Origin of the sequence: Collinsella aerofaciens (assembly GCF_015557435.1) — a bacterium.
Taxonomy (GTDB): Bacteria; Actinomycetota; Coriobacteriia; order Coriobacteriales; family Coriobacteriaceae; genus Collinsella; species Collinsella aerofaciens_Z.
This window is the reverse complement of sequence record NZ_JADNOH010000073.1, coordinates 1-19,519: the sequence shown is the minus strand read 5'-3', so window position 1 is coordinate 19,519 and position 19,519 is coordinate 1. Positions and strand designations below refer to the sequence as shown.

Sequence of the window (19,519 nt, the reverse complement as noted above, 5' to 3'; positions counted from 1 at the left end):
GAACCCTTCCTCCTCTTTCCGGACATGCCGTCCTCCGATCTCCCGGGGCCGGCCGGTCCGGCCCTCAGGGTATCGGGTTCCCATATTCATCCGTACATGTGCGGATGAATGTGGGAGGTGTTCGGATGAAGTCGATAATCAAGGGTGCCGCCCGCTTCATTTGCGGACGGCACTTTTTCTTTTCTAGTTCGAATAAATCGGCTATCGTTTTATTGTTTGCGTTGCAATGCCTTTTATAGGGGAGATAAGAGATGAAAATTGACGAGCTGGTTCGTGACCATTACGTCGATTTGGGCGACATAGATCGTGACATTTGGCGCTATATCTCAATGCATCGCTACGAGGCTGCTAATTCGACGCTTGTTGATCTAGCGGCCAAGTGCAACGCATCAAAATCTGCCGTTCTACGCTTTGCTCAGCGCCTAGGGTTTCGTGGATTCTCTGAGTTCAAATACGCCCTCAAGGCTGAAGTAGAAGCTGATGCTCGCGATATAGTCGACGCTGCGGTTCTCGATCGTTATACCGCCATTGTCTTAAAATCGCTTAAAGACTTTCTTTCGCGTGATTTCACGCCTGTATTCAGGCTTATCGAGCAGAGCTCAAAGGTGTTTCTTTACGGCACGGGAACGCTCCAACGTGCGGTTGCTCAAGAGATGCGTCGCGTGTTTTTGGCTGGTGACGAATATTTCTACGTCGTGGAAGGCGTTGATGAGACCGCAGCTCTTACGGGCGCTTTGACTCAAGACGATCTTCTCTTTGTCTTTTCTCTAAAAGGACAATCCGATAATGCAACTACGCTTGCGCGAAATCTCAAAGCCAGAAACGTTCCTTTTATTGCGGTAACGAGCTATCTGGATAACGATATCGCTCATCTTGCTGATGAGAGCATCTTGGTTGGTACCGAGAGCCTACCGATTGGTGGCGGACATAGTTACGAAGTGCTCGACGCTTATTTTCTTCTTGTCAGCATCTTGTTCTTGAAGTATTCCGAATACAAACGAGCGCATCGATAGGTTTCCGCAGGTAAACGAGCTGTGGAAATTTCCCAGCTGGTGGGAATTCGTCCCAACCACGGACGATGTACCTATATCGTCTTTCTCAGGTCTTTCTGGGATATTCGCCTCCTACACTTGGCCTCATTAAACGAGACCGCGAACGAATGCGAGTCTCGGTGAATCGGGAAGGGACGAAATGGATTCCTTGAAGATCACGGACGTCCGTCCCATCTGCACTGCTCCCGAGGGCATTAACCTTGTTGTGGTGAAGGTGGAGACGAATGACCCGTCCATCTACGGTGTTGGCTGCGCTACGTTTACGCAGCGTTATGAGGCGGTTGCCCATGCGGTTGACCGCTATCTGAAGCCCTTTTTGCTAGGTAAAGATCCTGCGCGAATTCAGGATATCTGGCAGACTGCACATGTTTCTGGATATTGGCGAAACGGGCCGATCTGGAACAATGCACTTTCCGGCATTGACATGGCACTTTGGGACATTAAGGGCAAGATGGCCGGCATGCCGCTCTATGACCTTTTTGGTGGTAAATGCCGCGATGCTGTTCCGGCGTATATTCATGCCGATGCACAGACGATAGAGGGCGCAATCGATTTGGTCCAGCAGCGCGTCGATGCGGGCTGGAATCGAATCCGCGTTCAAATCGGTGGCTATGGCGGAAACGTTCCTGTTGAGAATAAGCCTAAAGATGCGCTACCCGGTGCATACTATGATCCCAAAGTGTATATGCGCACGGCTATTGAGGGCTTTACTGCCTTACGTCGCGAGTTTGGTGACGACATTGAGCTGTGCCATGATGTCCATGAGCGTTTGACGCCTTCCGAGGCAATCCGCTTCGCGCAGCAAATGGACCAATTCGACCTGCTGTTCCTTGAGGACGTGCTCGCTCCCGAGCAAATCGCATGGTTCGATCAGGTGCGCGCTCATACGACTTGCCCGCTTGCCATGGGCGAGCTCATCAACAACCCGCATGAGTGGATGCAGCTTGTTCAGAATCGAAGCGTTGACTATCTTCGTCTCCACATCAGTCAGGCAGGTGGAATCACGCCCGTTCGCAAGATCATTGCTTTCGCTGACGTTAATGGAGTTCGCACCGCTTGGCATGGTCCTGGCGATATGTCCGGTATTGGGCATGCGGTCAACACGCACCTTTCCATTTCCTCACCGAACTTCGGTATCCAAGAGTGGAGCTGCAGCATTAAGGAGAACACGTATCGTGTGTTCCCGGGCATGCCAGTCGTTGAGAACGGCTATGTGTATCTGAACGATCAGCCCGGTATCGGTGTGGATATCGATGAGAATCTCGCAGCAGAGTTCCCTCCCGTCGATAAGGATTTGAGTTGGCTTCTTTGCAGACTTCCGGATGGTTCCGCTGCTCGACCGTAATGCGACCCGGAGTTATTTGTATTTGAGTTCCTTGAAAGGGGATAGACCATGAAAACTGATGATAAGGCCATTGCCAAAGGCATTGTTGCTGCAGTTGGAGGCGTAGACAATATCAGGGCCGTGGGTCATTGTTCGACCAGGCTGCGTTTGACGCTTCATGATAAGACCAAGGTCGATGAGAAAACAATCGAAGATATTGAGGGCGTCAAAGGCCAATTCTTCGCCGGCGAACAGTATCAGGTGATTTTGGGCACCGGTCTTGTTAACCGTGTTTACGATATTGTCGCGGGCGAGAATCAGGGCGGTGTTAACACCGATATTAAGGCCGACCTGTATGCCGGCATGTCGCTCCCCAAGAAGCTCTCTCGTATTTTGGGCGATATCTTTATTCCCGTTATTCCCGTCCTAGTGGCAACAGGCCTTTTTAGCGGCTTCATTAACTGCATCAACTCGTTTGGCGTTCAGATGGACCCCAACGTTTTGACGATCGCGACCATTCTGATGAAAACTGCTTTTACCTTTCTGCCCGTGCTTATTGCATGGTCGGGCATGAAGCAGTTTGGTGGTAGCCCCGTCATCGGCATCGTCCTTGGTCTCATGCTGGTGAACCCGCTTCTTCCTAACCCGAATGATGTGGTTAAGGGTACGGTTGAGGCAATTACTTTCCATCCGTTTGGTCTTGAGTGGAATGTTGTAGGTTATCAGGGCTCGGTGCTTCCCGCTCTTGTTGTTGCGTATATCGCTGCAAAGACCGAGAAGACTCTTAAGAACGTTGTTCCGGATGTTCTGGATCTTATCATCACTCCGTTTACTACGATCCTCATTGCCGGCTTGCTTGGCATGCTTGTTATTGGCCCCGTTTGCCAGACCGTGGAACACGCTGTTTTGGCTGCCGCGAAGTTCGTTATCGCGTTGCCGTTCGGTCTGGGTGGACTAATCCTTGGCGGAACGCAGCAGGCGATTGTGGTTACCGGTATGCACCACATCTTCCTTGCGCTCGAAACTGACTATCTTGCTACCACCGGTTTCAACCCCTTCAATGCCATGATTTCCGGTGGCATTATGGCCCAGGCTACCGCCGCCTTGGTTACCGGTCTTAAGGTAAAGAACCCTAAAAAGCGTGGCTTCTATATGGCTGCATCGCTGCCTGCATTCCTGGGCATTACCGAGCCGGCAATCTTTGGCGTGAACCTCAAGTTTGGCAAGCCGTTCCTGTTCGCTCTTTGCGGAGGTGCCTGCGCTGGTTGGTGTGGCGCAATGCTTCATGCTGCCAGTACCGGTATGGGCGTTGCTGCTATTCCGGGAATCGTTACCTACCTGTACAGCCAGCAGGCCATCATCAACTACTTTATCATCCATGGTGTTGGCATTGCGGTTTCCGGTCTGCTCACTTGGTTCTTCTTTGACCCTAACAAGGCCGAACAGGCTGAGCTTGAGAACTAGGTTTTGTTTGATCTAACTCAGATGGGTATATCGTTCATTTCATGAGGCTTTGATGGCTCATATCCAATGAAGCGTGCTTTCCCTGTACATACTCTTTTTAGATAAAGCGAGATGCCTGCAAGTCGCAGGCATCTCGCTTGTCGTATTTGCTATCATCATGCGAGTTAACGATGTGGCGGGGCGTTCTTACCTTTGCTCACTGCAAGTTCCGCACGAGCCGAAGAGCACTTAATGTGCTCTTCGTGCGAGCAGGACTGTCCGCAGCAGCGAGTAAAGGTAAGAACGCCCCGCCCCAACCTAGATAACAAAGGAGCTGATATGTGCGATTGCACAGATCATAAGGACGAGATCCCTGCTTACGACGCACAGGCCATTGAGTCCAAGTGGATGAAGGCCTGGGAGGACTCCAACCTCTTTGCCGTCGACACCGACGACAGCAAGCCCAAGAAGTACGTGCTCGAGATGTTCCCGTATCCGTCGGGCGACCTGCACATGGGTCACGCGCGCAACTACACCATCGGCGATGCCATGGCCCGTCAGGCCCGCATGCGCGGCTACGACGTGCTGCATCCCATCGGCTTTGACGCCTTTGGCCTGCCCGCCGAGAACGCCGCCATCAAGCACAATACGCAGGCTGCCGCCTGGACGTATAAGAACATGGACCAGGCACTCGCCACGATGAAGCGCATGGGCTTCTCCTACGATCTGGATCGCATGGTCAAGACCTGCAGCCCCGACTACTACCGCTGGGGCCAGTGGATCTTTGAGAAGCTGTGGGAAAAGGGCCTGGTCTACCGCAAGAAGAACCCGGTCAACTGGTGCCCCACCTGCAAGACTGTTCTGGCCAACGAGCAGGTCACCGAGGGCAAGTGCTGGCGCTGCGGCACCGAGTCCGAGAAGCGCGACCTTGAGCAGTGGTACTTCAAGATTACCGAGTACTCTCAGGAGCTGCTCGATGACCTGGAGAAGCTCCCCGGCTGGCCCGAGCGCGTCAAGCAGATGCAGGCCAACTGGATCGGTCGTTCCGAGGGCGCCGAGGTCGACTTTACCCTGTGCGACCAGGATGGCGATCCCATCGAGGGCGACGAGGGTAAGATCACCGTCTTCACCACGCGTGCCGACACCCTTTTTGGCGTCTCCTTCTTTGTCCTGGCTCCCGAGTACGCCGGCCTGCATGAGCTCGTCGAGGGCACGGAGTACGAGGAGGCCGTCACCAAGATCGTCGAGGACTCCAAGCATATCTCTGCCGTCGAGCGTGCCCAGGGCACCCTCGAAAAGCACGGTGCCTTCACGGGCCGCTATGTGGTAAACCCGGTCAACGGCGAGAAGGTCCCTGTGTGGGTTGCCGACTACGTCGTTGCCGACTACGGCACCGGTGCCGTCATGGCCGTTCCCTGCGGCGACCAGCGCGACTTTGAGTTCGCCCGCAAGTACGACCTGCCGATCGTGCCGATCATCCTGGACGATGACGACCGCGCAGCCGTCGAGGCTAACGGCGAGACTATCGATACCTTCCATGCCGAGACCGTCGACTGGGATTGCGCCCATGCTGCCGAGGGCACGCTCGTCCAGTCCGGCAAGTACACCGGTATGCGCGGCGGCAAGCACTCCGAGGGCGAGGCTGCGATCGTGGCCGACCTCGAGGCCATGGGCTGCGGTCGTCGTAAGGTCGAGTTCCGTCTGCGCGACTGGCTCATTTCCCGCCAGCGCTATTGGGGCAACCCCATCCCGGCCATCCACTGCGAGCACTGCGGCATCGTGCCCGTGCCCGAGGATCAGCTGCCGGTGACGCTGCCCGAGAACCTTGACCTGGGTGCCGGCGAGACCCTTGCCGAGTGCAAGGAGTTCTACGAGACCACCTGCCCGGTCTGCGGCCGCCCGGCCAAGCGCGAGACCGATACCATGGACACCTTTACCTGCTCCAGTTGGTATTACCTGCGCTATACCGACCCGCACAACACCGAGCTGCCTTTCTCCCGCGAGGCTGCCGACCGTTGGATGCCCGTCGATAACTACATCGGCGGCATCGAGCATGCCATTCTGCACCTGCTCTACAGCCGCTTCTTTACCAAGGCGCTGCGCGACCTGGGTCTGTTGAGTGTGGACGAGCCCTTTACCAACCTGCTGTGCCAGGGCATGGTCAAGGACGAGAACGGCGACACCATGTCCAAGTCCAAGGGCAATGTCGTACCCCCGAGCTCGGTCATCGAGCCCTTCGGCGCCGACACCATGCGTCTGGCGATCCTGTTTATCGCCCCGCCCGAGAAGGACTTCGACTGGGATCCCAAGGCCGTTGAGGGCGCCAACCGCTTCATCAAGCGCGCCTGGCGTATCGTTTGGCAGCTCGTCCAGTCCGGCGACGCCAACGTGGCCTTCGACAAGTCCGCGCTCGACGAGACCGCGATGAAGCTCTATCGCGAGCGTCACCGCACCATCGCTAAGTGCACCGAGGACTTCGATCGCGGCCAGTTCAACACCGCCATCTCGGCCGTCATGGAGCTCGTTAACGCGGCGAGCGCCTACCTCAACGCCACTGAGGTCGCTTCCCGTGACAAGGCGCTGTGCTATGGCGTGGCTAAGGATATCGTGAGCGTTCTTGCCCCCATCTGCCCGTTCTGGGCCGACGAGCTGTGGCACGAGGCTCTCGGCTGCGAGGGCAACGCCTATACCGCCGCCTGGCCCGAGTTCGACCTGGCCGAGTCCATCGAGGACACGGTGCAGATCGTCGTTCAGGTGCTCGGCAAGGTCCGCGGCCGCGTCGAGGTGGGCCGCAATGCCTCCAATGAGGATATGCAGGCTGCCGCCGAGGCCGCCGTCGCCAAGTGGCTCGAGGGCAAGACGGTCGTCAAGGCCATCTGCGTGCCCGGCAAGCTGGTCAACCTGGTGGTCAAGTAAGCACTGCGCGCTTAACTGACGCATAAAAGACGAGGGACGATCCGGTTGGGTCGTCCCTCGTTTTGTGTTGTATGACCTGCTTAGTCAGTGCGTCGCACCGTCTTCTACGGGATGTGTACCAGGTCCCTAAAGTAAACGTTGCCCGTTGCCTCTTCGAACATCCAGATATTGAGGTAGATGTCGTTGAGGTCGTTGTTTACATCAAAGTCCGGGTCGTCGAAGGTGCCTACAAAGGTGAGCATGGCGCGCGTTTCCTCGCCCGCTGCGACCTGCTGGCGCATGCGCACATCGCGGACCACGCCGTTGACGTAGGCATAGGAGTCCACATCGCCAAACATCATGTCGACATCGGTGTTGTTTGTCACCGCAAAGACCAATACGGCGTCGCCGTAGCCATCCGTGTCCTTGCCCACGCAGGTAACATGGACGTTCTCGTCCGCCTCTAGGTCGATGGGGAACTGTTCTTGGGGATCGGGGCCCAAACCCTGGGGATCGACGATGTCCTCGTCTATTTTGTCGAAGCTCACCGGGGGTTCGGTTTTTTCGATGGCTTTGGTGCTGCCGGGATCCGGTTCGCATGTTCCGGTTTTGCTGTTCGTTTTGCCGCAGCCCACGAGGGCCAACGAGCACGTTGCGATGGCGAGCGCAGTCATGCAGAGGGTGCCTAGGCGTTTCATGGGTGCCTCCTTGCCGTAGAGGATTTGGAAAGGTTCGTCGTTGTGCGACTTGCTGGCCGGCTTGTTGCGGAATGTCCCTTAGCGTAAGTCTGATCGATAAGGGCTCGGGGAGGAATGCCCTTGGGGTCCGAACAGACCTGTGGATTGGGACGCATGGCCCGTTTTGGGACTGTTGAGGGCGCGCCGCATGTGGTTCCTCGGTCAATTGTCCTATTCTTGTGGAGAACCTGTGCGCACGCTGACCTGCAGATTCGTACTGTGCTTGCACGTTTCCGCAGCTATTGGTATAGTTTGCTTGCAAATGAAGTTGTAATTGAAAGAAGTGGGGTTTCGGCCCCGCTTCTTTTTTGTATGGATGGAGGTGCCGCAATGGTCAAGACCAAGACCGAGCAGGCGATCATCGACGCGCTCGAGGCCGTCGCTCCCCAGCACGATGTCGACATCGTCGACGTCGAGCTCGTGGGCGCCACCAAGGCCCCCTGCGTGCGCGTGCGTATCGAGGGTGCCGAGGGTCAGAGCCTGTCTCTCAACGACGTCACGGCCAACACCAAGTGGGTCGGCGATGTGATTGAGGAGCTCGACCCTATCTCTTCGAGCTATACGCTTGAGGTGTCGAGCCCGGGCATGGCGCGCCCACTGCGCCGCCCGTGCGACTTTGCCCGCTTTGTGGGCGAGAACTGTGAGCTCACCTCCACCGCCACCGAGGGCCGTCGCAAGTACGCCGGCAAGATTGCCGCTGCGACCGAGACCGACGTGACCCTCGAGCTCGAGGACGGCGAGTCCGTTACCCTCGATTTCTCTGATGTTAAAAAGTGCAAGTTGAAGCCCACCTACGACTTCAAGCCCGCGAAGGAAGGAAAGTAAGATGGCAGCATCCGACATGATGTCCGCCCTGATGGAGCTTTGCCAGGAGAAGCACATCGACCAGCTCTACCTGATCGACCGCCTGGAGCAGTCGCTCGCCAAGAGCTATGCCGAGATCCTGCATCTTGAGTGGGGCGCCAAGGTGACCATCGACCGCACCACCGGCAAGATCTACGTCTACCGCCTGGAGCCGATCGACGATTCCATGGACGAGGAGGGCAACTTCACCGAGTTCGAGGAGATCGACGTCACCCCCAAGAACACGAGCCGTATCGCTGCCCAGCACGCCAAGGCCGAGATCAACGCCATCGTGCGTAACTCCGCCCGCGAGCAGATCTACGAGGAGTTCTCCGGCCGCATCGGTGATCTCATCAGCGGTACCGTGCTGCAGTCCACGCCCGACTTCACGATCGTCAAGATCCGCGAGGGCGTCGAGGCCGAGCTGCCGCACTTCGACCAGCGCCGTTACGAGAACGAGCGCAATGAGCGTCCGATGGGCGAGCGCTACCTGCACAACCAGCACATCAAGGCCGTGATCATCGACGTTCGCGACCCCAACTCCAACCTGCAGCCGGTTCGTGGCGAGCACAGCCGTCCGCCGATTGTCATCTCCCGCACCCACCCCGAGCTCATGCGTCGTCTGTTTGAGCAGGAGGTGCCCGAGATCTATGAGGGCACCGTCCAGATCAAGTCGATCGCCCGCGAGCCCGGCCAGCGTTCCAAGGTAGCCGTCCACTCGCTCGACGACCGTCTGGATCCCGTGGGCGCCTGCGTCGGCCCCAAGGGCAGCCGTGTTCGCGCTGTCGTGGGCGAGCTCCGTGGCGAGCGCGTCGACGTCATCCTGTGGGATGCCGATCCTGCCGTCTACGTCGCCAACGCCCTGTCGCCTGCCAAGGTCACCCGCGTCCTCATCGACGAGGAGAAGGCCTACGCCGGCGTCATCGTGCCCGACGACCAGCTGTCCCTCGCCATCGGCAAGGAGGGCCAGAACGCCCGCCTCGCCGCGCGCCTGACCGGCTGGCACATCGACATCAAGTCCGAGACGCTTGCCGCCGACATCCTCAAGAACGTCCCCGTTCACGAGGAGCCCGCCGCCGACCTGATCGGTGACGAGGAGGACGAGGACGTCCGTCGCTGCGAGTACGTGTCCGAGGACGGCATCCAGTGCCGCAACCAGGCCCGTCCCGGCTCCCGTTTCTGCGGTATCCACGACACCGACGCCTTCGATGATGCGGAGGACCTGATCTAGCGCGCGGTCGCGCCGGGCAGGTCCCGGCGCATCTCCCACGCTCGTTCAGTCTCTAGGCACCCAAGGTGCCAGAAAGGGTAGGTGAAGTCATATGGCAAAAGTCCGTGTGTCCACCCTGGCCAAAGAGTTCGGCATGACCTCTAAGGAACTGATGGGTCATCTCGCCGATATGAAGATTCCCGCTAAGTCCGCTTCCTCCACCTTGGAGGACGCCTATGTCGCCATGGTCCGCAAGCAGCTCGCCTCGGTGATCGAGGCTCGCGCTCAGGAAGTCGAGGCCGCCAAGCAGGCCGAGGAGCAGGCAGCTGCCGCCGAGGAGGCTGCACGCGCCGCCGAGGCCGAGCGTGAGCGCATCGCCGCCGAGAAGGCACGCGAGGAGGAGCGCCGCCAGTTTGCCGCAGCCCAGGCTGCCGAGGAGGCTGCCCGCGCCGAGGCCGAGGCCAAGAAGAAGGCCGAGCAGGAGCGCCTTGCCCGCGAGAAGGAGGAGGCTGCCCGCGAGGCCCAGCGCCGCGCCGTTCCCGCTTCCGACTCCGGTTCGCGCTTCCGTTCCCTGCTCGACCAGATCGCCGCACAGGAGACCGTGCTCAAGGAGAAGAAGGACGCCGAGGACAAGGCCAAGGCCGAGCGCGCCGCCGAGCGCGGTAACCGTCGTGGCGGCAACAACGACCGCCGCGGTGGCCGTCGTAACGATCGCAACGCCTCCGACAACAACTCCGAGCGTAACGCCTCCGAGAGCCGTCCGCACAGCCATCGCACCAACGCCAGCAACAACGTCGCTGCCGGCATGGACTTCCCCAACCCCGATAAGCAGGGCAAGGGCAAGAAGCGCAAGGGCGGTCACAACAACGAAGAGGACCACTATAGCCGCATGGCTCGCGAGGCCGAGGAGTACAGCCGCGAGAAGGTGCTCGAGGAGGCTCGTGCCGCCGTCGAGGAGGCCTCTCGCGAGTCCACCGGTCGCCGCAAGAAGCGCAAGGAGAAGCGCGAGCGCGAGGCTGCCAAGGCTCAGGAGGAGCGCAAGATAGAGGAGGCGCTGGCCCAGGGCGTGAACCCCGAGGAGCTCGACGCCATCAAGGTTTCCCAGGGCGTTACCGTTCAGGAGCTCGCCGAGGCGCTCGACGTTCCGGCCAACGACATCATCAAGCGCCTGTTCCTGCTGGGTACGCCGCTCACCATGACGCAGTCCATGTCCGACGACCTCGTCGAGCTCGTCGCCGACGACCTGGGCCGTCAGATCAAGATCATCACCCCCGAGGAGGAGAACACCTTCTCGTTCTACGACGATCCCGCCGACCTCAAGCCGCGCGCCCCGGTCGTCACCGTCATGGGCCACGTCGACCACGGCAAGACGAGCCTCCTCGACGCTATCCGTCACACCGGCGTCGCTGCCGGCGAGGCGGGCGGCATTACGCAGGCCATCGGCGCTTCGCAGGTCATGATCAACGACCGCAAGATCACCTTCATCGATACCCCCGGTCACGCCACCTTTACGGCCATGCGTGCCCGCGGCGCCAAGGTGACCGACATCGTCATTCTGATCGTGGCTGCCGACGACGGCGTCATGCCCCAGACCATCGAGTCGATCAACCACGCCAAGGCCGCCGGCGTCCCCATCGTTGTCGCCGTCAACAAGATCGATAAGCCGGGCGCCAACCCCGACCGCGTGCGCCAGGAGCTCACCGAGTACGGCATCATCCCCGAGGAGTGGGGCGGACAGAACATGTTCGTCAACATCTCGGCCAAGCAGAAGATCGGTATCGACGACCTGCTCGAGACCGTGCTGCTCCAGGCCGACGTGCTCGAGCTCAAGGCCAACCCCGACACCTTCGCTTCGGGCAACGTCCTCGAGGCTAAGCTCGACAAGGGCCGCGGCTCGGTTGCCACCGTGCTCGTGACCCGCGGTACCCTGCACGTGGGCGACACGCTGGTCGCCGGCCTCACCTATGGCCGCGTCCGCGCCATGCTCGACCCCAAGGGTAACGCCGTCACCGAGGCCGGTCCCTCCGACGCCGTCGAGATCCTGGGCCTGCAGTCCGTCCCCAACGCCGGCGACGAGTTCCGCGTGTTCGAGGACGAGCGCGAGGCTCGCGCCCTTGCCGACGAGCGTTCGCTCAAGGCCCGTATCGAGGAGCAGAGCCGCGTGAAGCACGTGACGCTCGAGAACCTCTTCGAGACCATCGCCGACGCCGAGGTCAAGGAGCTCAACCTGATCATCAAGGCCGACGTCCAGGGTTCCATCGAGGCCCTTCAGGACTCGCTCGACAAGATGGACCAGTCCGAGGTGCGCATCAACACGATCCACTCCGCGGTCGGCGCCATCAACGAAACCGACGTCGTCCTGGCCGACGCCTCCAACGCCATCATCATCGGCTTTGGCGTTCGTCCCGACGGTAAGGCCCGCTCCGCCGCCGAGCGCGAGGGTGTCGAGATCCGTTGCTATGACGTCATCTACAAGTGTCTCGAGGAGCTCGACGCTGCCCGTATCGGCATGCTCAAGCCCACCGAGGTCGAGGTCTCCACGGGTACCGCGACCGTCCTGGACACCTTCAAGGTGCCCAAAGTCGGTATCGCCGCCGGTGTCCGCGTCGAAGAGGGCGAGATCGCCGCGACCGATTCCGTGCGCCTGGTGCGCGACGGTATCGTGGTCTTCAACGGCAAGATCGCCTCGATGCGCCACTACAAGGACGAGGCCAAGAGCCTCAAGAGCGGCTCCGAGGGCGGCATTGGCCTGGAGAACTTCCAGGACATCAAGCCCGGCGACCAGATCGAGGGTTACCGTATCGACCAGGTTGCCCGTACCGAGTAGGGGGTAGCGCTATGAAGCAAACGCAGGCAACCCGCCGTCTGGGCGAGCAGCTTCGCGAGAAGCTCGGTTATATCCTGCTCTTTGAGGTTTCCGATCCGCGTCTCGACCTGGTTACTTTGACCGCGGTCGAGGTCGCGGTGGACCGTTCGTTCGCGCGCGTGTTCGTGTCGTGCGATGCGAGCCGCTACGACGAGGTCATGGAGGCGCTCGCAAGCGCCAAGGGCCGCATTCGTAGCCTGTTGGCTCGCTCGCTCGATTGGCGTGTCACGCCCGAGCTCGATTTTCGCATCGATCGCTCGACCGATGAGGCCGAGCGCATCACGCGTGCGCTGGAAAACGTTCCCGCCACGCTTGCGATCGAAAAGGACGAGGACGGCTATCCGATAGCGGATGCCGCCCAGGAGGCAGCTTTAGATGACTAATTCCGCCGACCTCGCCTCGTGCGAGTCTGCAGATATTCAGCGACGCATCCTCGAGCTCATCGAGGGTGCGTCCTCCATTGCGATTTCGGGACATACTTCTCCCGATGGCGATGCCTTGGGCTCCGTATTGGGTCTGGGCCTTTCGCTCATGAAGTTTTTCCCCAACAAGGACATTGCCCTGCTGCTGGCAGACGATGACCCGGTTCCGCGCATCTACCGCTTTATGGAGGGTGCCGACCGTCTGGTGCCGGCATCTGCGTATACCGGCAATCCGGACCTGTTCATCTCGGTGGACGTGCCGGTCGTCGAGCGCCTCAATAATTCCGCCGAGGTGCTTCGTCGCTCCAAGCATGTGGTGTGCTTCGATCATCATCCGGCGCGCGAGGAGTTTGCCGAGCTGAGCCTGAGGCGCGTCGATGCCGCGGCCTGCGCCATGATCATCGACCGCTTCTTGGACAATTGCGGCATTGTCGCACGTGATGGCGTTGCGACCTGCCTGCTGTGTGGCTTGGTTACCGATACCGGCCGTTTTCAGTACCAAAACGCCGATGCCGCCGCGTTCCATGCAGCCTCGCGCCTGGTGGCGCACGGTGCCGATCCGGCGCGCGTTGCGCTCGAGGTCTACCAGAGCATGCGCGTTGAGTTTTTGCACCTCAAGTCCATTGTCATGGGTCGCATTAAGACGGTCGCGCATGGGCGCGTGGCGTATAGCTATGCCTACCAGAGCGACCTTGAAGCCTGCGGCGTCACCTCGGACGAGTGCGACGGCCTGGTCGATGTGGTGCGTTCGGTGATGGGCGTCGAGGTCTGCATGTTCTTAAAGGGCATTGAGGGCGATACCAAGGTGCGTGGCAACCTGCGCTCCAAGGGCGACCTCGATGTGTCCGAGATTGCTGCCAATTTTGGCGGTGGCGGGCATCATGCCGCCGCCGGCTTTTCCAACAACGGAACAATTCTCGAGACGCTCACCGTGGCACTTCCCATGCTGGCCGAGCTGGTAGGGGAGGATCCCGCTTCGGTGACCGTCGAGCTTTAACTTTTTGGATGGTACATGGCTCGTCGTACGCCTTCACAACTGAATATGCTGCTCGCTGTCGATAAGCCGGTGGGCTGCACGTCCCACGATGTGGTCTCGCAATGCCGACGCGCCCTCCATGAGCGGCGTGTCGGCCATGCCGGCACGCTCGACCCCATGGCATCTGGCGTCATGGTGGTGGGTGTGGGCCAGGCCACCCGTCTGCTGGGCATGCTCACGCTCGATACCAAAAGCTACGTCGCCGATATTTCGTTTGGCGCCGAGACCAATACCGATGATGCGGAGGGCGAGGCGGTCCGCACGGTGGCTGTTGCCAACGAGCTCCGCGATCCTGCCTATGCTCGTGAGCGCTTGGCCGCCATGCTGGGCCCGCAGATGCAGGTGCCGCCGGCGTTTTCTGCTATCTCGGTCAATGGCGTTCGCGCCTACAAGTCTGCTCGCGAGGGCAATGCGGTGGACCTACCTCCGCGCCCCGTCGAGGTCTATGCCGCCGACCTGATTGCCGTGGGCGGCGAAGGTGATACGTGTGTGTGGACCGTGGCGTTCTCGGTGAGCAAGGGCACCTATATCCGTGCGCTCGCTCGCGACCTGGGCCGCGCTTGCGATAGCGCCGCGCATATTTCCGCACTTCGTCGCACCGCATCTGGTGTTGTTTCCATTGGCGCCTGTCATGCGGTGGAGGAGCTTTCTCCCGAGTCCGCCGCTGGCTTTGCCCTGGATCCCATTGCGGCCTTGGGCGCCATGCGTGTTGACTTGCCGGGCAATCTTGCCGACGACCTGCTCTGCGGCCGTCGCATTCCCGTTGAGCGTGCGCTTGCCGATTTCGATGTCTCGAAGGCGCTGTTTGCGCTGGTGCTCGATGGGGGACTCAAGGCGCTCGCCCGCATTGAGAGTGGCCGCTTTGTTATGGAGCACGTGTTTCCGCAGGCAATCGGCGGTGTTCGATGATGTTGTCCGCTCATGAGCTCGCGCGTGTCTTTTTCGCGGGCGAGTCGGACGAGGCTCGCATCGTTGCTGCCGATACGTTTGATGAGTGTGAGCACTTGGGTGCCGCATCGATTGCCATCGGCGTGTTCGACGGCGTTCACCGTGGACACCAGGAGCTCATTGCGGCGCTTGTCCGGGATGCCCGTGCCCATGGCTGCAAGGCGGTAGTAGTTACCTTCGATCCCGACCCGGACGTCGTGGTGAGCCCTTCGCCCGCTCAAAAACTGATGACGACGGCCGACCGTCTGCATGCCTTGGCTCAGACCGGGGTCGATGCGGTGGTGGCCGTTCCCTTTACGTCTGAGGTTGCGGCGCTTGACCATGTTGATTTTCTCTCGCTGGTGTCGCGTCTGGTCGACATTCGATCGATTCGCGTTGGCAGTGACTTTAGGCTGGGTCGTGGCGGTGCTTCTGGTGTTGCCGAGATGCGCTCCTGGGGTTCCGAGCACGGCGTTGACGTGTATGGTCACGACCTGCTTTGCGAGGGCGGTGAGGCCATTTGCGCCACCCGCATTCGTCATGAGCTGGGACAGGGCCATGTGGAGCTTGCTGCTGGGTTACTCGGCCGTCCGTATATGGTGCGTGGCGGTGTTATTCGCGGCCGTCACGAGGGTTCTGGCATGGGCTTTCCCACGGCAAACTTGCAGGTTCCCGACGGCATTCAGGTGCCAGCCGATGGCGTGTATGAGGGTCTGGTGCTGGTCGATGACACCGCGTGGCCCGCTGCTGTGAACGTCGGCCTGCCGCCAACGTATGCTGACGATGCGGCATCTGCGCATCTCGAGGCTAATTTAATTGGTTATACGGGCGACCTGTACGGCGCTTCCGTTTCGCTGGCGTTTACGCGCTGGCTGCGTCCCTCGCGCGTGTTCGATTCGCTGGATGAGTTGATCGCGACCGTCGAGGGTAATATCGAGGATATTCGTCACAACTTGGGCGATCAGGGGGTGAGCATCCGTGATTAGCGATGAGGAAAAAGACCAGGTACGCGCTGCGTCTGACCTGGTTGCCATCGTGCAGGAAACGGTCGAGCTCAAGCCTCGCGGCCATGAGTTTTGGGGATGCTGCCCCTTCCATGGCGAGAAGACGCCGTCCTTCCACATTATCCCCGCCACGCAGGTGTGGCATTGCTTTGGTTGCGGCGAGGGTGGCGACGTTTTCACGTATATCATGAAGCGCGAGAACCTGAGCTTTCCCGAGTCAATCCGTTACTTGGCCGATCGCGCGGGTATTGAGCTGCATGACACCGGAGATCGCCGCGAGCGCGGCACCAAGCGTGCCCGCATCTACGATCTGTGCGCCGAGACCGCCCAGTTCTACCACACCATGCTCATGCGCGGTAAGGACGGCCGTCCGCGCGAGTACTTTGCCAGCCGCGGCATGGGCGGCGACGTCTGCCGCCGCTACTGCCTGGGCTTTGCACCGGGCCGTAACGCGCTGGTGTCGCACCTGTCCCAGGCGGGTTTTACCCCGCAGGAGATGATCGACGCCAACGTTGCCGTGAGTCGCGGGCGCGGGCAGCTTGCCGACCGCTTTTACGACCGCGTGATGTTCCCCATCTTTGACGAGCAGGGTCACAACATTGCCTTTGGCGGTCGCATTATGGGCGACGGCCATCCTAAGTATCTCAACACAGCCGAGACGAGCGTGTTTCATAAAAAGCGAAACCTCTACGGCTTTAATTGGGCCAAGGAGTTTATCGTCGCGCAGGATACCGCCATCGTGGTAGAGGGCTATACCGATTGCATCGCCTGCTGGGAGGCGGGGATTAAAAACGTTGTCGCCACGCTGGGCACCGCCCTCACGGAGCATCACGTCAAGACGCTCACTCGCTTTGCCAAGCGCATCGTGTATATGTTCGACGGCGATGCAGCGGGCCAGAAGGCCGCCCGTCGCGCGATTCAGTTTATCGAGCAGGATTCCATGGACCTGCGCTGCGTGGTGCTCCCCGACGGCAACGACCCCATGGAGTTCATCACCGCACATGGTGGCGAGGCACTGCAGACGCGCATCGACGCTGCCGAGCCGCTTATGGACTTTGTCTACCGTTCGCTGCAGGAGTCGAGTGACATCACCACGCCGGGCGGTCGCGCTAAGGCGCTGGAAGATGCGCTGACGCTTATCTATCCGTTGCGCAACAGCTATATGATCGACACGTACTTTATCCAGATTGCCGATCTGCTGGGTTTGGATCTGGAGACGGTGCGCGCGAGCTCGGGTCGTGTGTTTCGCGATGTCGCCAAGCGCGAGGATGCGGAACGACGTCGTGAGCAGAACTATGAGCGCCAGCGGGCACAGACTGAGCGGTCCGGTAGCGCGGGCGGTCGGGCGTCGGGTTCTCGCGATGCCGGTCGCGGTGCTTGGGCATCGGGCGCGACGCCGCCGGTGTCCGCGCCGGTCGAAGAAGAGCCGTACGACTACGTCCCGCTCGATGCCTACGGCGCCGCGCCCGTGGAGGTCGTCGACGACCTGCCGCCGATCGATGTGCCTGATGGTATGGGCGCTGTGCCTGTGGCTGACGGTTCGGGCGCACCGGCTGCGGGGGCGCCGATGGTTCTTACCGATCTTGAACGCAAGTCCTTGGCAGGGGAGCGCGAGCTGTTGACGATGCTCACGAGCTACCCCGACCTGTTCCGCACGTATGCCGACCGCATCTGCTCCATCGAGTGGGTTGACCCGCGTCACGAGTCCATTGCATGGGCCGTTCTGGCAACGCCGCCGGGAACCGATCCTGCAGCCTGCATGGATGCGGCGCGCTCAGTGTGTCCCGATGCGGCAACGCTTGTGAGTGCCGGGCGCATCTCCGCGACGAGCAAGCACCCCACCGAGACGAACATCGTGTTTATGCTTGATACGCTTGAGCTCTACACCATCAAGCGTCGCATGCGTGCCGCACAGGCCAAGCTGCGCCAGGACCGTTCACTCGATGATGAGGCCCGTCGCGCGCTGACCGTGCAGGCCGCGCAGGATTCGCAGCGTCAACGCGAACTGCAAAAGTCGATCGGCGGCGTGGCGGACCCTTTCCGTTTGATCGGCCTGGAGGCCGCAGGCACCGAACAAGCCTAGATGTTGTGGTCAACCAGCGTATTCTCGCCTATATCCAGCCCTCTTTTTGGGTATAGACGTCAATGTGTGTGCTAAAGTATTGAGTCCTGTGGACTATGAAGGGAGAATCTGTGCCAAAAAAGACTGAGAGCACGGGTACTGGGCTGGAATCCTACGTTGCAAAGCTCATGGGCAACGGCTCAAACAGGACTTCGGTAACCGAGGACGAGATTCAGGTCGCCCTGAAGGATATCGATGTTTCTGACGAGCAGCTCACCGCGGTGTATTCCGCGCTGCGCAACAGCGGCATCCAGATTATCTCCGCGAGCGGTAACGACGACGCCCCCATGGGTGTCGACGATACCGATACCGATACCGATACCGACGATTTCGATGACGACGACGAGCACGATTCCGGCTCGCTCGACGATCACGAGCTCAAGATGGCCCGTCAGGCCGACGCTGAGATGGGTTCTTCCAAGAACAAGAAGAAGCGCACCGTGCGCACGTCCCGTTCACGCTCCCGCGTGCGTGGCATCGATGCCTCCACGGTGATGCTGACCGGCGACCCGGTCCGTATGTACCTCAAGGAGATCGGCAAGGTCGACCTGTTGACCGCCTCCGAAGAGGTCGATCTGGCTATGAAGATCGAGGCCGGTCTCGAGGCTACCGAGAAGCTCGAGGCTGCCGATGCTGGTGAGCTCGAACTCACGCGTGCCGAGATGCGTCGTCTTACGCGCATTGAGAACGTGGGCCTCGAAGCCAAGCAGGCGCTCATCAGCGCAAACCTTCGTCTGGTCGTCTCCATCGCCAAGCGCTATGTCGGTCGCGGCATGCTGTTCCTGGACCTGATTCAGGAGGGCAACCTCGGTCTGATCCGCGCCGTCGAGAAGTTCGACTACCAGAAGGGCTTTAAGTTCTCCACGTACGCCACGTGGTGGATCCGTCAGGCCATTACGCGCGCTATCGCCGACCAGGCCCGTACCATCCGTATTCCCGTGCACATGGTCGAGACTATCAACAAACTCGTCCGCGTGCAGCGTCAGCTCCTTCAGGACCTGGGCCGCGACCCGACCCCCGAAGAGATCGGTGCCGAGATGGATATGAGCGCCGACCGCGTCCGCGAGATCCAGAAGATCTCGCAGGAGCCCGTGTCGCTCGAGACCCCCATCGGCGAGGAAGAGGATTCCCAGCTGGGCGACTTCATCGAGGACTCCCAGGCTATCGTTCCGCCCGATGCGGCCAGCTTCTCTATGCTGCAGGAGCAGCTCACCCAGGTGCTCGATTCGCTTGCCGATCGTGAGCGCAAGGTTATCGAACTGCGCTTTGGCCTTGTCGACGGACATCCCCGCACGCTCGAGGAAGTCGGTCGTGAGTTTGGCGTCACGCGCGAGCGCATCCGCCAGATCGAGTCCAAGACCTTGGCCAAGCTCCGCCACCCGAGCCGCAGCAGCAAGCTGAAGGACTACATCGAGTCATAACCTCGCAAGCAAGAAGCGCCCTCAAGCACATCCGCTTGGGGGCGCTTTCATGTGGTCATTGGGGACGTCCCCAATGACTAGGTCGGAAAAATTCTTAAAAAAGTTCTTGCCCTGAGCTGATTCGTCCGTATAATAAACTTCGTTGCTTGAGAGCACGCACCTATTCCTCGGTAGCTCAATGGTAGAGCACGCGGCTGTTAACCGCGCTGTTGTAGGT

General features: G+C 60.0%; 14 protein-coding genes. 13 read left to right on the top strand and 1 reads right to left on the bottom strand.

From position 1 onward, the window contains the following. The first annotated feature begins 251 nt into the window (after positions 1–251). The 4 genes from I2G43_RS06885 to leuS all read left to right on the top strand — a co-directional run bounded on the left by I2G43_RS06885 (position 252) and on the right by leuS (position 6,735). A complete protein-coding gene (locus tag I2G43_RS06885) occupies positions 252–1,013 on the top strand; it encodes a MurR/RpiR family transcriptional regulator (RefSeq protein WP_195535591.1) in 762 nt (253 codons plus the stop codon). Positions 1,014–1,191: 178 nt separating this feature from the next. Next, positions 1,192–2,397: an enolase C-terminal domain-like protein gene (locus I2G43_RS06880; RefSeq protein ID WP_195535590.1), complete on the top strand. Its 1,206-nt coding sequence runs from the start codon at positions 1,192–1,194 to the stop codon at positions 2,395–2,397. Between the two features lie 48 nt (positions 2,398–2,445). Further along, positions 2,446–3,840, top strand: a complete 1,395-nt coding sequence (locus tag I2G43_RS06875) for a PTS transporter subunit EIIC (protein WP_195535589.1) — start codon at positions 2,446–2,448, stop codon at positions 3,838–3,840. Positions 3,841–4,158: 318 nt separating this feature from the next. After that, positions 4,159–6,735 carry a leucine--tRNA ligase gene (gene leuS, locus I2G43_RS06870; RefSeq protein WP_195535588.1) on the top strand — a complete coding sequence of 859 codons (2,577 nt, stop codon included), beginning with the start codon at positions 4,159–4,161 and terminating at the stop codon, positions 6,733–6,735. Between the two features lie 104 nt (positions 6,736–6,839). Here the strand turns inward: leuS and I2G43_RS06865 are convergent, their stop codons facing one another. Further along, positions 6,840–7,412 carry a hypothetical protein gene (locus I2G43_RS06865; protein ID WP_195535587.1) on the bottom strand — a complete coding sequence of 191 codons (573 nt, stop codon included), beginning with the start codon at positions 7,410–7,412 and terminating at the stop codon, positions 6,840–6,842. Positions 7,413–7,781: 369 nt separating this feature from the next. Here I2G43_RS06865 and rimP point away from each other — a divergent pair, with 369 nt between their 5' ends. The 9 genes from rimP to rpoD all read left to right on the top strand — a co-directional run bounded on the left by rimP (position 7,782) and on the right by rpoD (position 19,302). Further along, entirely contained in the window at positions 7,782–8,276 is a 495-nt protein-coding gene (rimP, locus tag I2G43_RS06860; RefSeq protein ID WP_117629483.1) for a ribosome maturation factor RimP, read from the top strand. Position 8,277: 1 nt separating this feature from the next. Next, the gene (gene nusA, locus I2G43_RS06855) at positions 8,278–9,525 is read left to right on the top strand and encodes a transcription termination factor NusA (protein WP_195535586.1); all 1,248 of its coding nucleotides are present in this window, start codon (positions 8,278–8,280) and stop codon (positions 9,523–9,525) included. 91 nt (positions 9,526–9,616) lie between these two features. Beyond that, positions 9,617–12,331 carry a translation initiation factor IF-2 gene (gene infB / locus I2G43_RS06850; RefSeq protein ID WP_117716036.1) on the top strand — a complete coding sequence of 905 codons (2,715 nt, stop codon included), beginning with the start codon at positions 9,617–9,619 and terminating at the stop codon, positions 12,329–12,331. 11 nt (positions 12,332–12,342) lie between these two features. Then, positions 12,343–12,753: a 30S ribosome-binding factor RbfA gene (rbfA, locus tag I2G43_RS06845; protein WP_117629486.1), complete on the top strand. Its 411-nt coding sequence runs from the start codon at positions 12,343–12,345 to the stop codon at positions 12,751–12,753. Then, positions 12,746–13,789, top strand: a complete 1,044-nt coding sequence (locus I2G43_RS06840; RefSeq protein ID WP_195520472.1) for a DHH family phosphoesterase — start codon at positions 12,746–12,748, stop codon at positions 13,787–13,789. The genes rbfA and I2G43_RS06840 overlap by 8 nt, the downstream gene beginning before the upstream one ends. Before the next feature lie 15 nt (positions 13,790–13,804). Further along, positions 13,805–14,737 (top strand): tRNA pseudouridine(55) synthase TruB, encoded by a 933-nt coding sequence (gene truB / locus I2G43_RS06835; protein ID WP_195535585.1) that lies wholly within the window; start codon positions 13,805–13,807, stop codon positions 14,735–14,737. Beyond that, a complete protein-coding gene (gene ribF / locus I2G43_RS06830; RefSeq protein ID WP_195535584.1) occupies positions 14,737–15,741 on the top strand; it encodes a riboflavin biosynthesis protein RibF in 1,005 nt (334 codons plus the stop codon). The genes truB and ribF overlap by 1 nt, the downstream gene beginning before the upstream one ends. After that, the gene (gene dnaG / locus I2G43_RS06825) at positions 15,734–17,842 is read left to right on the top strand and encodes a DNA primase (RefSeq protein WP_195535583.1); all 2,109 of its coding nucleotides are present in this window, start codon (positions 15,734–15,736) and stop codon (positions 17,840–17,842) included. Before ribF ends, dnaG begins: the two co-directional genes overlap by 8 nt. Before the next feature lie 110 nt (positions 17,843–17,952). Further along, complete coding sequence (rpoD, locus tag I2G43_RS06820; RefSeq protein ID WP_195535582.1) at positions 17,953–19,302, top strand: RNA polymerase sigma factor RpoD; 1,350 nt, start codon at positions 17,953–17,955, stop codon at positions 19,300–19,302. Positions 19,303–19,519: the final 217 nt, after the last annotated feature.

Coding starts and splice junctions, on each gene's coding strand:
- infB (WP_117716036.1), top strand. CDS start 9,617: ATGGCAAAAGTCCGTGTGTCCACCCTGGCCAAAGAGTTCGGCATGACC.
- rimP (WP_117629483.1), top strand. CDS start 7,782: ATGGTCAAGACCAAGACCGAGCAGGCGATCATCGACGCGCTCGAGGCC.
- nusA (WP_195535586.1), top strand. CDS start 8,278: ATGGCAGCATCCGACATGATGTCCGCCCTGATGGAGCTTTGCCAGGAG.
- leuS (WP_195535588.1), top strand. CDS start 4,159: ATGTGCGATTGCACAGATCATAAGGACGAGATCCCTGCTTACGACGCA.
- I2G43_RS06875 (WP_195535589.1), top strand. CDS start 2,446: ATGAAAACTGATGATAAGGCCATTGCCAAAGGCATTGTTGCTGCAGTT.
- I2G43_RS06840 (WP_195520472.1), top strand. CDS start 12,746: ATGACTAATTCCGCCGACCTCGCCTCGTGCGAGTCTGCAGATATTCAG.
- truB (WP_195535585.1), top strand. CDS start 13,805: ATGGCTCGTCGTACGCCTTCACAACTGAATATGCTGCTCGCTGTCGAT.
- I2G43_RS06865 (WP_195535587.1), bottom strand. CDS start 7,412: ATGAAACGCCTAGGCACCCTCTGCATGACTGCGCTCGCCATCGCAACG.
- I2G43_RS06885 (WP_195535591.1), top strand. CDS start 252: ATGAAAATTGACGAGCTGGTTCGTGACCATTACGTCGATTTGGGCGAC.
- I2G43_RS06880 (WP_195535590.1), top strand. CDS start 1,192: ATGGATTCCTTGAAGATCACGGACGTCCGTCCCATCTGCACTGCTCCC.
- rbfA (WP_117629486.1), top strand. CDS start 12,343: ATGAAGCAAACGCAGGCAACCCGCCGTCTGGGCGAGCAGCTTCGCGAG.
- ribF (WP_195535584.1), top strand. CDS start 14,737: ATGTTGTCCGCTCATGAGCTCGCGCGTGTCTTTTTCGCGGGCGAGTCG.